This is a genomic window from Mesorhizobium sp. M0077, assembly GCF_040322955.1.
Lineage (GTDB): Bacteria > Pseudomonadota > Alphaproteobacteria > Rhizobiales > Rhizobiaceae > Mesorhizobium.
Map to the genome: position 1 here is coordinate 17,532 of NZ_JAMYUL010000002.1, position 12,264 is coordinate 29,795.

At 63.5% G+C, this 12,264-nt stretch carries 11 protein-coding genes; 7 read left to right on the forward strand and 4 right to left on the reverse strand.

Annotated elements, in window-relative coordinates:
* The first annotated feature begins 2 nt into the window (after nucleotides 1-2).
* From trpC to NKJ57_RS04250, 3 genes are read left to right on the forward strand one after another with little or no spacing between them, the layout of a single operon-like run.
* Complete coding sequence (gene trpC, locus NKJ57_RS04240) at nucleotides 3-815, forward strand: indole-3-glycerol phosphate synthase TrpC (RefSeq protein ID WP_352513700.1); 813 nt, start codon at nucleotides 3-5, stop codon at nucleotides 813-815.
* A 2-nt stretch (nucleotides 816-817) separates the two neighbouring features.
* Nucleotides 818-1,300 (forward strand): cyclic pyranopterin monophosphate synthase MoaC, encoded by a 483-nt coding sequence (moaC, locus tag NKJ57_RS04245; RefSeq protein ID WP_023738722.1) that lies wholly within the window; start codon nucleotides 818-820, stop codon nucleotides 1,298-1,300.
* On the forward strand, nucleotides 1,301-2,506 hold the full coding sequence (locus NKJ57_RS04250) for a molybdopterin molybdotransferase MoeA (protein ID WP_352513701.1): 1,206 nt from the start codon (nucleotides 1,301-1,303) through the stop codon (nucleotides 2,504-2,506).
* A 44-nt stretch (nucleotides 2,507-2,550) separates the two neighbouring features.
* Here the strand turns inward: NKJ57_RS04250 and NKJ57_RS04255 are convergent, their stop codons facing one another.
* Nucleotides 2,551-3,387, reverse strand: coding sequence for a hormone-sensitive lipase (locus NKJ57_RS04255; protein ID WP_502902079.1), 837 nt, complete (start codon nucleotides 3,385-3,387; stop codon nucleotides 2,551-2,553).
* A 160-nt stretch (nucleotides 3,388-3,547) separates the two neighbouring features.
* On the opposite strand from NKJ57_RS04255, the gene NKJ57_RS04260 reads away from it, so the two are divergent.
* Both NKJ57_RS04260 and kynA read left to right on the forward strand, forming a co-directional pair.
* A complete protein-coding gene (locus NKJ57_RS04260; protein ID WP_352513703.1) occupies nucleotides 3,548-5,173 on the forward strand; it encodes an AMP-binding protein in 1,626 nt (541 codons plus the stop codon).
* Complete coding sequence (kynA, locus tag NKJ57_RS04265; RefSeq protein WP_027049448.1) at nucleotides 5,170-6,006, forward strand: tryptophan 2,3-dioxygenase; 837 nt, start codon at nucleotides 5,170-5,172, stop codon at nucleotides 6,004-6,006. The genes NKJ57_RS04260 and kynA overlap by 4 nt, the downstream gene beginning before the upstream one ends.
* Before the next feature lie 105 nt (nucleotides 6,007-6,111).
* On the opposite strand, the gene kynU is transcribed toward kynA, so the two are convergent.
* Nucleotides 6,112-7,359, reverse strand: a complete 1,248-nt coding sequence (gene kynU / locus NKJ57_RS04270) for a kynureninase (RefSeq protein WP_352513704.1) — start codon at nucleotides 7,357-7,359, stop codon at nucleotides 6,112-6,114.
* 167 nt (nucleotides 7,360-7,526) lie between these two features.
* On the opposite strand from kynU, the gene NKJ57_RS04275 reads away from it, so the two are divergent.
* Both NKJ57_RS04275 and lexA read left to right on the forward strand, forming a co-directional pair.
* Entirely contained in the window at nucleotides 7,527-8,291 is a 765-nt protein-coding gene (locus tag NKJ57_RS04275; RefSeq protein ID WP_352513705.1) for a GntR family transcriptional regulator, read from the forward strand.
* Between the two features lie 205 nt (nucleotides 8,292-8,496).
* Nucleotides 8,497-9,279, forward strand: coding sequence for a transcriptional repressor LexA (gene lexA / locus NKJ57_RS04280; RefSeq protein WP_023715817.1), 783 nt, complete (start codon nucleotides 8,497-8,499; stop codon nucleotides 9,277-9,279).
* On the opposite strand, the gene NKJ57_RS04285 is transcribed toward lexA, so the two are convergent.
* Nucleotides 9,273-11,729 carry a ComEC/Rec2 family competence protein gene (locus tag NKJ57_RS04285; protein WP_352513706.1) on the reverse strand — a complete coding sequence of 819 codons (2,457 nt, stop codon included), beginning with the start codon at nucleotides 11,727-11,729 and terminating at the stop codon, nucleotides 9,273-9,275. The genes lexA and NKJ57_RS04285 overlap by 7 nt on opposite strands.
* A 106-nt stretch (nucleotides 11,730-11,835) precedes the next feature.
* Complete coding sequence (gene arr, locus NKJ57_RS04290) at nucleotides 11,836-12,252, reverse strand: NAD(+)--rifampin ADP-ribosyltransferase (protein ID WP_023696562.1); 417 nt, start codon at nucleotides 12,250-12,252, stop codon at nucleotides 11,836-11,838.
* Nucleotides 12,253-12,264: the final 12 nt, after the last annotated feature.

Sequence of the window (12,264 nt, forward strand, 5' to 3'; positions counted from 1 at the left end):
CCGTGGCTGACATTCTGCGCAAGATCGAGGCCTACAAGCGCGACGAGATCGCGGCGGCGAAGGCGCGGATACCGTTGGCCGAGATCAAGGCGCGAGCCAAGGATGCCGACGCACCGCGTGGCTTTCGGAGGGCGCTTGAGGCGAAGCGCAGATCGGGCAGCTTCGGCCTTATCGCCGAGATCAAAAAGGCAAGCCCATCCAAAGGCTTGATCCGTGCCGATTTCGACCCGCCCGCACTGGCGCAGGCCTATGAGAAAGGCGGTGCCGCCTGTCTTTCGGTGCTGACCGATGCGCCATCCTTCCAGGGCGCGCCGGAATTTCTCACCAATGCACGCAACGCAGTGTCCCTGCCCGCGCTGCGCAAGGATTTCCTGTTCGACCCTTACCAGGTCTACGAGGCTCGCGCATGGGGCGCCGATGCCATCCTGATCATCATGGCCAGCGTCGATGATGCCTTGGCGAGCGAATTGGAAGCGACCGCGTTCGAACTCGGCATGGACGCGCTGATCGAGGTGCATGACGAGGCCGAGACGCAGCGCGCGGTAAAACTCTCGTCGCAGCTGATCGGCATCAACAACCGCAATCTGAGAACATTCGAGACCAGCCTCGAGACCTCGGAACGGCTGGCGTCGATGGTGCCGGGCGGCCGATTGCTGGTCAGCGAGAGCGGCATTTTCACCCACGACGATTGCTTCAGGATGCAAAAGACCGGCATCAGCACCTTCCTCGTCGGCGAGAGCCTGATGCGGCAAGAGGATGTCGCTGCGGCGACGCGGCTGCTTTTGACAGGCAAGGCGAAGGCAGAGGCCATCTGAGGATGGCAGCCGCCCTCACCCATCTCGGCGCCAAGGGCGAGGCCAACATGGTCGATGTCGGCGAGAAGGCGGAGACGACGCGCACGGCGGTCGCCGAGGGCTTTGTCTCGATGCGGGCCGAAACCCTGAAGATGATCCTCGACGGCGACGCCAAGAAGGGCGATGTGCTGGGTACCGCGCGCATTGCCGGCATCATGGCGGCCAAGAAGACGCATGAGCTGATTCCGCTCTGCCATCCGCTGCTTTTGACCAAGGTGTCGGTCGACATCGAACCGGACACCACGCTGCCCGGCCTCAGGGTCACCGCGCTCGCCCGCGTCACAGGCAAGACCGGGGTCGAGATGGAGGCGCTGACCGCGGCATCTGTCGCGTGCCTGACCATTTACGACATGGCCAAGGCGGTCGACCGCGCCATGGTGATTTCCGGTATAAAGCTGGTGGAAAAGACCGGCGGCAAGTCAGGCGGCTACAAGGCGGGTTCGTAAATGGCGCTGGTTCCGGTCGCCGAGGCGCTTCAACGCCTACTCGACGGCGCTGTGGCGTTGCCCGGTGAAAGCGTCGCGCTGGCGGATGCGGCCGGCCGGGTGATGGCGGAGCCGGTCGTGGCGCTGCGTACCCAGCCGCCTTTCAATGCATCTGCCATGGACGGCTATGCCGCACGGGCGCAGGATGTGGCGTCCGCTCCGGCGAGGCTTTCGGTGATCGGCATGGCGCCCGCAGGGCGGGGCTTTAACGGCACTGTAGGTAAGGCGGAAGCCGTGCGCATCTTCACCGGCGCGCCGCTGCCGGAAGGCGCAGACACCATCGTCATCCAGGAAAATGTCCGCGATCTCGGCGGTAGCCGGATCGAGGTCACCGAGCCGACGGCGAAGAACCGCAATATCCGCCGCCTTGGACTGGATTTTGCGCAAGGCGACGTGCTGCTGGAGAAAGGCCGCGTGCTCGATCCGGCTGCATTGTCGCTGGCGGCGTCGGCCAATCATCCCCGGTTGAACGTGGTGCAACGGCCGCTGGTCGCCATCATCGCCACCGGCGACGAATTGCTGCCACCGGGCAGCGAACCTGGCCCCGACCAGATCATCTCGTCCAACGCCTATGGCGTCGCTGCTGTGGCGCAGTCGGTCGGCGCTCGCGCGCTCGATCTCGGTATAGCGGCCGATCGCAAGGAAGCGATCGCGGCGCTGGTGAAAAAGGCGGTCGATGCGAAAGCCGACGTCATCGTCACGCTCGGCGGCGCCTCGGTCGGCGACCATGATCTCATTCATGACGTGCTGACCGGCGAAGGCATGAAGCTCGACTTCTGGAAGCTCGCCATGCGCCCGGGCAAGCCGCTGATGTTCGGGCGGCTGGGCGATATCAGGTGCATCGGCCTGCCCGGCAATCCGGTGGCGAGCCTGGTCTGCTCGCAATTGTTCCTGAAGCCGCTGTTGGCGCAGCTCGGCGGCCGTCCCCACCGGCAGGACATCCGCCAGGCTCAGCTTGGCGCCGCGATGCCGGCCAATGATCTAAGGCAAGACTATGTGCGCGCCGTGGTCCGGGAAGAAGCCGGCGCATTGGTGGCGACGCCATTCGGCATCCAGGATTCCTCGATGCTGAGAATGCTGGCCGACGCCAACGGCCTGATCGTGCGCGAGCCCTTCGCTCCGGCGGCAGAAGCAGGCGCTGCTTGCAGCGTTCTGATGTTGCGCTGAAGGTCGCGCATTCAAGGCTTTAATTCTAACAGATAAACCGGTTATCACTCCGCCAGCAATGTCCGCGTCAGCGGATGTGTCGGATCGGCCAGCCCGTCGACAATGCTGAAATGATGCCGGTCCGGCTCGACCACTGTGCTGGTCGTGGCGCCGAGGCCGATCCAGATGTTGGCAAGCAGCGCATTCTGGCGCAGGAACTCCGCCCGCTCGCCGCCGCCGGCCCAGCAGGTGATGCGCGCGCCCTGCATGGGGCGCAGCAGAACCGGGCTTTCGGCCAGTGCTTCCGCTTCATCGATGGCCAGTGTCGCGTTCATCCCCGTCCGCATGATCGGCCGCAGATCATGAACCCCGGAGATCGAGACGACATTGCTTATGCGGCCGGCCACATCGGCGGCCAGAGGCGTCGCTGTCGTCACCATCCTGGAGGCGAGATGGCCGCCGGCGGAATGCCCGGTCAGGATCACCGGCCCGCCGACCATCGTCGCCGCCTTGCCGATCGCCGCCGCGATTTCCCTGACGATGCCGGAAATGCGTATGTCGGGACAAAGCGTGTAAGTCGGCATTGCCACGGCAAAGCCATTGGCAACCGCGCCGTTGGCCAGATGCGACCATGGCTTGTTGTCGAACGCCTTCCAGTAACCGCCATGGATGAAGACGACGAGCCCTTTGGGCATGACATCGGGAAGGAACAGATCGAGCCGGTTGCGCGGGCTGTCGCCATAGGCGATGTCGAGCTTGGCCCGACCGGACGCCGACATTGTGTCGCGAAAACCCTGTGCCGGTGTGTCCCACGCGGCCGGCCAGCGATTGCTGCCGGCAATGTTGTCGCCGTTGGCGTAGGCATTGTCCCAATCGGCAACACGATGTTGGAGCATCTGCATCCCTCCCGGATGGCTTCAGTTCAGTCGACAGGAATGGCCGCCGAACAGGGCGGCGTCAATGCTGCGACCTAAAAACATTTTAGGCTTGAAACAAATTTCGACTGGTGCGATCCTGCGCCTTGTTCAGCCATGGGCGCGAGGCAGACAGGGGCAGCCGAAAATGCTTGGGCCATCAGCGCATATCGACACATTCACGCGTGACAACCTGCCGCCGCCGGAGCAATGGCCGGAGTTTTTGCTCGACGGCTTCGACTATCCCGACCACATAAATGCCGGCGTCGAATTGACCGACAGGCTGGTCGAAAGAGGCCTCGGCGACCACACCGCGCTGATCGGCAATGGCCGCCGCCGCACCTACAAGGAACTGTCCGACTGGACCAACAGGCTCGCCCATGCGTTGGTCGAGAATTACGGTGTCAAGCCGGGCAACCGGGTGCTGATCCGCTCGGCCAACAATCCGGCCATGGTCGCCTGCTGGCTGGCCGCCACCAAGGTGGGCGCGGTGGTCGTCAACACCATGCCGATGTTGCGTGCCGGCGAACTCGCCAAGATCGTCGACAAGGCGGAAATCACGGTCGCACTTTGCGATACGAGGCTGATGGACGAGATGACCGCCTGCGCCAAGGGCAATGCGTATCTCAAGCAGGTCATTGGCTTCGACGGCACGGCCAACCATGACGCGGAACTCGACCGAGCCGCCCTCGACAAGCCGGTCACCTTCACTGCCGTCAACACCGGCCGCGACGATGTCGCGCTGCTCGGCTTCACCTCCGGCACCACCGGCGTGCCGAAGGCGACGATGCATTTCCACCGCGACCTGCTGATCGTCGCCGACGCCTATGCCCGCGAAATCCTGGAGGTGACGCCCGACGACATCTTCGTCGGCTCCCCGCCCCTTGCCTTTACCTTCGGTCTTGGCGGGCTCGCCATCTTCCCCCTGCGTTTCGGCGCCGCGGCGACGCTGCTGGAACAGGCGACGCCACCCAACATGATCCACATCATCGAGACCTACAAAGCGACCATTTCCTTCACCGCTCCAACCGCCTATCGGGCCATGCTCAAGGCCATGGATCAAGGCGCTGACCTGTCCTCGCTGCGCGTCGCGGTTTCGGCGGGCGAGACGCTGCCGGCGCCTGTCTTCGAGGAATGGACTGAGAAGACCGGCAAGCCGATCCTCGATGGGATCGGCGCCACCGAGATGCTGCATATCTTCATCTCCAACCGCTTCGACGACATGAAGCCGGCCTCCACCGGCAAACCCGTCGGCGGCTATCAGGCACGCATCGTCGATGACGAGATGCGGGAGTTGCCGCGCGGCTCTACTGGCCGGCTGGCGGTGCGCGGCCCGACCGGCTGCCGCTACATGGCCGATGCCAGGCAAAAGGACTATGTCCGCGACGGCTGGAATCTCACCGGCGATACGTTCACGCAGGACGAGGATGGCTTCTTCCACTTCGCCGCGCGTTCCGACGACATGATCGTCAGCGCCGGCTACAACATCGCCGGCCCCGAGGTCGAAGCGGCGCTGCTCTCGCATCCCGACGTCGCCGAATGCGCGGTGACCGGCGCCGACGACGGTGAACGCGGCCAGATCGTCGAGGCGCATATCGTGCTTGTGCAAGGTGTTTCGCCGGACGCATTGACCGTCAAACGCCTGCAGGACCACGTCAAGGCAACGATCGCGCCCTACAAATATCCGCGTTCGGTGAAGTTCATCGACGCCTTGCCCAAAACCCAGACCGGCAAGATCCAGCGATTCCGGTTGCGCGCGGAGAAGAGCAATTGATTAAGCCGCACGATCCGGCGTCCGATGGCGCGCAGATGTCGTTCAAGGAGCGGATGTCCTACAGCGACTATCTGCAGCTGGACAAGGTGCTCGATGCGCAGGCGCCGCTGTCTTCGGCCCATGACGAGATGCTGTTCATCATCCAGCATCAGACATCGGAATTGTGGATGAAGCTCGCTTTGCACGAGATCGGCGCCGCGATCCGCTCTATCCGCGCCGACCGCCTCGAACCGAGCTTCAAGATGCTGTCTCGCGTCGCGCGCATCTTCGAGCAGCTCAACAATGCCTGGGACGTGCTGCGCACGATGACGCCAAGCGAATACACCGAGTTTCGCGACGCGCTCGGCCAATCCTCGGGCTTCCAGTCGTGGCAGTACCGCGCTATCGAGTTCATGGCCGGCAACCGCAACCTTGCCATGCTCGGGCCGCACAAGCACCGGCCCGACCTTACGGACAGGCTGGAAGCCATCCTGGCCACGCCGTCGCTCTATGACGAGGCGCTTCTGCTTTTGGCGCGCAATGGCTTCGACATCGGCGCCGACGCCAGTCGCACGGACTGGCGCGAGACGCGCGTCGAGAACGAAGAAGTGCTGGCTGCCTGGCAAACCGTCTACCGCGACCCGCAGCGCTACTGGATGCTCTACGAACTGGCCGAGAAGCTGGTCGACTTCGAGGATTATTTCCGCCGCTGGCGCTTCAACCACGTCACCACGGTCGAGCGCATCATCGGCTTGAAGCGCGGCACGGGCGGCACCTCAGGCGCCTCCTATCTGAAGAAGATGCTGGAGGTCGTGCTGTTTCCGGAGCTCTGGACGGTCCGCACCCGGCTCTAGAGCATTTCACCGTTTAACGGAAACGGCGAAATGCTCTAGCTCTTTGATTGACGCAATTTCGGACGGAAAACCGCTTCACACTTTTCCTGAAATTGCTCTAGTTTCTCAGGTAACCGCGGTCTTCACCGCGAAGCGGGCGTCCTGCCAGGCGCCGGTGCGCAAAATATCCTCCAGCGCTTCGACCGCCTGCCAGACATCGCCATAACCGACATAGAGCGGCGTGAAGCCGAAACGGATGGTCGACGGCGCCCGAAAATCGCCGATCACGCCGCGCTCGATCAGCGCCCGCATCACCTGGTAGCCATGCGGGTGGAGGAACGACACCTGGCTGCCGCGCTGGCTGCCGTCGCGAGGACTTTCCAGTTCAAGCCCGTAGGCGCCGCATCTGGCTTCGACGAGCTGGATAAACAGGTCGGTCAGCGCGATGCTTTTTCTGCGCACCGCCGCCATGTCGACGTCGTTCCAGATATCGAGCGCGCCTTTGAGCGCCCGCATCGACAGCACCGGCTGCGTTCCGCACAGGAAGCGGCGGATCCCGCTCCCAACGGCAAAGCCCTGCTCGAAGGCAAACGGCCGCGCATGGCCCCACCAGCCGCTGAGCGGCTGCCTGATGTCACCATGGTGGCGCTCGGCCGCGTAGATGAAGGCCGGCGAGCCCGGGCCGCCATTGAGGTATTTGTAGGTGCAGCCGACAGCGAAATCGGCATTGGCACGGTCGAGTTCGACCGGCAAGGCACCGGCGGTGTGGCAGAGATCCCAGATGATCAGCGCGCCGGCGTCATGTGCCTTGCGCGTCAGCGCCGCCATGTCGCGCAACTGGCCGGATTTGTAGTTGACGTGGTTGACCAGGATGACGGCAACGCTGTCGTCGATCAGATCCTCGATTGCGGCCGCGTCGACGCCCTCCAGCCGCAGCCGCGTTCCCGGCCGGGTCGAGGCGACGCCTTCGGCCATGTAGAGGTCGGTCGGGAAACTGTCGCCCTCGGCAACGATGACCGACCGATTCGGCCGCATGCCGAGCGCGGCGTGCAGCAGCTTGTAGATGTTGATCGAGGTTGTGTCGCAGACCACCGTCTGCCCGTCAGCCGCGCCGATCAGTCGTCCGAGCTGATCTCCCAGTTCCACCGGCATGTTGAACCAGCCAGCCGTGTTCCAGGCGCGAATGAGGTCGTGCGCCCATTCCTGCGTGGCGGCCTGTTGCAATTCGCTGAAGACGGCTGGTGACGCGGCACCCAGCGAATTGCCGTCGAGATAAATCACGCCTTGCGGCAAGACAAAGCGTTCACGCATGGAGCGCAGCGGATCGGCGGCATCCATTGCTTCGATTGTAGCGAGATCGGGTGTCGTGCTCATGATCCGGCGCCCCTCCATGGACAAACGCGCGCGGCGGAGCCTGCCGCCCAAACATGCCGGCGATCTTGAGTGGTCGCCCTTGAGCTGTCAAACATTATATATAATTCACCCATTGAAAGGCTTTGATATATAATGATCCGCCGAGCGTTTATGTCTGATGGATCACGATGCTGGATGACGAGCAGACCTCGAAGACGGAAGTGGCCTATCGCCTGCTCAGGCGCGATATTCTTGCGACCCGGCTGGCGCCTGCCGCGCCGTTGAAGCTGAGCACGCTGCGCAACACCTACGGCATCGGCTGGACGCCGTTGCGCGAGGCGCTGTCGCGGCTGGAGGCGGAACGGCTTGTGACCGCCATCAGCAACCGCGGGTTTGCGGTCGCTCCCGTCTCTCGGGCGGAGCTCGAGGATTTGGCGCGTGCGCGGCTGGTGGTCGAACTGCCCCTGCTGGTGGAATCGATCGAGAAGGGCGACCGTGAGTGGGAAGACGCGGTCGTTGCCGCCCACTATCGTCTCTCACGGTGCGGGTCTGTTCTCGACGATCCATCGGATGATGCGGTCGACGGGTGGTACGAAAAACACGATGCCTTCCATGCGGCGCTGCTCAGTGCCGCGACATCCAGCTGGCTGCTGCGCTTCAATGCAACGATTTCCGACCAATTGCATCGCCATCACCGCTTTCTGGGTCTGGCCCCGACGCTGCGCGCCGCCGCCGGCCGCACGGATGGACACCGGAAGGCCGTGGCGGCCCTGCGCGACGCCGTGGCGATCGAACACCATACCGCCCTGATGGAAGCGGCCCTCGATCGCGACGTCGAACGTGCGAAAACTCTGATGACCGCTCACATCGGCTACACGCTGCAGGTCTATGCCCAGAGCGAACCCGGCGCGGATGCTGCGCAGCCCCGTCCGAAAGGGAAGCGGCGATCATAGCCGACGACGCAGGGCACTTTGTCTTCGTTTCACCGCGTTGCCGGCCAACGACTACGAGCGCCGCTCGCGGTGCCGAACGTTACGCTGAACAAAACGTCAACACATTCATTAAACTTTAAAAGGTTGCGGAACACAACTGGAACAGATAGTGTTTGTTCTGGGTTTGTTTTTTCTGATTCTGGTTTCAGAACCCTTGGGGGCCGCGATGCTGACGCGCAAACAACATGAGCTTCTGATGTTCATCCATGAACGCCTGAAGGAGAGCGGAATCCCGCCGTCCTTCGACGAGATGAAGGAAGCGCTCGACCTCGCCTCCAAGTCCGGCATCCACCGACTGATCACAGCGCTTGAGGAGCGCGGTTTCATTCGCCGGCTGCCGAACCGGGCGCGCGCGCTGGAAGTGCTGCGGCTACCCGACTCGATCGCGCCAGGCCTCAACGCGGCGAGGAAGTTTTCACCGAGCGTCATTCAGGGCAGTCTTGGTCAAGCCGGCCAAGGGCAAGGCGGCCAGGGACAAGGCGGGATGGGCCAAGGCGGTCTCGGCCGCCAGATCAAGCCGGGCTCGCCGTCGCGTTCGATGTCTGCCGGCAATGACGATGCCGTTTCCTCGATTTCAATCCCGGTGATGGGACGCATCGCCGCCGGCGTGCCGATCGACGCCATCCAGCATCAGACCCATTCGATCTCGGTGCCGCCCGACATGATCATGGGCGGCGAACACTACGCGCTCGAGGTCAAGGGCGATTCGATGATCGAAGCCGGCATTTTCGACGGCGATACGGTCATCATCCGCAATGCCGACACTGCCAGCCCCGGCGAGATCGTGGTGGCGTTGGTCGACGACGAGGAAGCGACCCTGAAACGCTTCCGCCGCAAGGGCGCCTCGATCGCGCTGGAAGCCGCAAACCCGGCCTACGAAACCCGCATCTTCGGCCCCGACAGGGTCAAGGTGCAAGGCAAGCTGGTGGGGCTGATCAGGCGTTACTGAGCCGGCTTAGGTTTGTACTTTTCACGCTGCTTGTAGGGCGGCAGGCCTCGGGCTTCGCGTGAGAAGCGGCGCTGCTCGTGCCAGGGGCGATAAGGCTTGTCGACGGCGAAGTGGATCGTTGGCGCTATCGCTGCCGATTGTGGATCGAAGAAGACGGCGGCGCTGCCGTCGCGGGCGAGTTGTTTCTTCGTCACGACCAAGACCAGCGGGTCGCGGCACGGATTGTAGGCGGTGGCGTCATCGATGACGATCAGGCTCGCGAAGGCACAGGCCGGCCGCGCCGTCTTGCGGTCTTTCGCAAGCGCTACAATGGCTCCGGAAGGGTGCCGGGCGATACAGAGATCGCCGGTGCAATAGAAGGGCGAGCCGGGCGGCAGATCGAGCGGATCGAGATCGAACCGCGTATCTGTTGCCTCGAAAATCTCAGGTGGGATAATGGTTTCGGCCCGCAGCGCCCGTTTCCAATTGTCCGTGGTGAATTCGTTGGAGCGTTCGCGGTTGAGGGCGAGTTCGCCGCCACCGATCGGCATGGCCACCAGATGCGCATCCTCGGATATGAGCACGTCGGGCGTAAGCACCTGCGGCACCGTCAACAGGCCGGCCAGCGCGAAAGGCACGGCCGCCAGCCTGAGCCAGGTGGTGGCCATGGTGGCGATGACGAGGGCGACCGTCACCAGCAGCACCGAGCGGATGGAAATCAACCCGACGGCATCGACCGGCGAGCGCTCGGAAATCCAGGCCGATATGGCGATCATCGCCGTCAGGCCTTTGCCCATCACATAGAGGAACGGTCCGTCGGCGCCGAACGGCATCGCCAGCGCGCTGAGCACGGCAAACGGCATGACGATCAACGATACAATCGGCATCACGGCCAGATTGGCGATCAGGCTGAGCGGCGACACACGCTGAAAATGCCAGATGGCGAACAGCAAGGTTGCACTGCCGGCGATGATCGAGGTCATGGCGAGGCCGCCCATGGCCAGCGCGAATTTTCGCGACAGGAAGCCGACGAAGGAGCGCTTTGCCGGTGGCGTTCTCACCTTGTCGGCGCGGTAATCGGCCCAGCCGGCATAGGCGCCGACAAGGGCGGCAGTGGCGGCAAACGACATCTGGAAGCTGGGACCGACCACCTCGTGCGGCGACACCAGGATGACGGCCATGGCGGAGATCGCCAGATTGCGCATGGTGAGTGCGGCGCGATCAAACAGCACGGCGACAAGCATGACCGCCAGCATGATGAAACTGCGCTCGGCAGCCACCACGATGCCTGAAATGACGAGATAGGCGGCGATGGAGACGAGTGCTGCCACTGCTGCATATTTCTTCACCGGCCGGCGCGAGGAGAAATCCGGAAACAGCGCAAAGGCGCCGCGCAGCAACGCCATGATGGTGCCGGCAACCAGCGCCATATGCAGGCCGGAGATGGAGATGATGTGGTAGATGCCGGTGCGCCGCATCGCTTCGTTGACCTCGTCCGGGATGCCGGCGCGCACGCCGACAATCAGCGCCGCGGCAATCTCGCCTTCGGCGCCGCCGATCTTGCCCCTGATATGGTCGGCAATGTTTTCGCGCGCGTTCTCGATTGCCGAGGAAAGCCGCGCGGTCAGCGGCGGCGGTCCCTGCGTAGCAATGGTTTTCGGATTGCCGAGAAAGAAGCCGCTGCCGCCGATACCGGTGAAATAGCTGTCGAAGGAGAAATCGTAGCTCTCCGGCCGCACCGGACCGGTCGGCGGCAACAGCCTGGCATAGCCGGTGATCAGGGAGCCGGCGGTCATATCGGCGGGAACGGTCCGCGCCGAGAGCCTGACCCGCTCCGGGGCGTAGCGCAGCTTGGGGTAAGCGGTCGAAACCACGTCAAGCGTCAGCCTGATGCGCCCGCTCTCCATCTGTTCGAGACTGACGACGCGGCCGGTCAGCCGTGTCTGGATCTCGGAGCCGAGCATCTGCGTTCCGGCGCGCCAGGTCTCGACTTTGGCGGCGACGACGCCGAGCGCGCACAGCATCGCGGCCATGCAGAACAGATGCGTCCTCGGCCGAGGTCGCGTGGCGACAGCGCAACATGTCGCCAGCACCACAATGGCGATTGGCTGCGCAAAGCCGGGCTCGCCGGCCAGCGAGAAATAAATGATGACGCCGGCCGCCAGGAAAACCGGCACCAGCAGGAAGGCGACGCCCCGGTCGAGCTCCGTGTTGGCGGCCACGGCAAGGCTGCGGCGGAGCGCGGGCCATGACGGACGGCGAAGCCGTCTGCGCAGACGGGCGATAGATCCGGGCGCTGTGACTTGCGCCGGCAACGCGTGACCGGGCAGCGCAGGAGCGACGCCGGGATGCGGCTCAGGCAGCGCGAGGGGCAGCGGCTCGGCATAGGGACTATCGGCAAACAGCGAGCGTTCGCTGACGCTTGCCTCGGCGCCTTCGCCTTCCTTCGTGCCCCGGCCACGTCCAGCCATCGGGTCTGCCCCTTGCGCCCCAGACCTCCTATGCTACATGAACGCGCAAAGCGCGAAAGTCCGTGCGGTCGCGTCCACCGCGCCGGAATTGACCCGCCAAGGACGCTCAATCCTCAATCATATCTCGGCCCTCCGCCCTCAGGCGAGCAAGCCCATCGTGCATTGCCTTCAATTGTTCGGGTGTATGACCCTGCCATTCAGCGAGCTCCCCCAGGATGAGTAACGGATCACGGGAGCGGTAGGATTTCGTCGGATTACCGGGAAATTTTTTATCGGTCAGGTTAGGGTCATCCATAAAAAACCCCGTCGGCTTTACGATGTAAATCCTTTGACGACCGTCACCCGTTGCAAGCTCTGCTCCCCAGATGGCGGCTTCCAGTGTCTGGGTGAAATAGATCCATGACAGTGGTTTACCTCTGAAATTAGAAGGGTGGCCGACGCTCAGCAGATCCCCGGGTTTCAAATCCGCCCGGGTACCATGGTAGAACGGATCACCCTCCGTATGGTCGGCGTTTCTGGTCATCGGTAGTCCTTC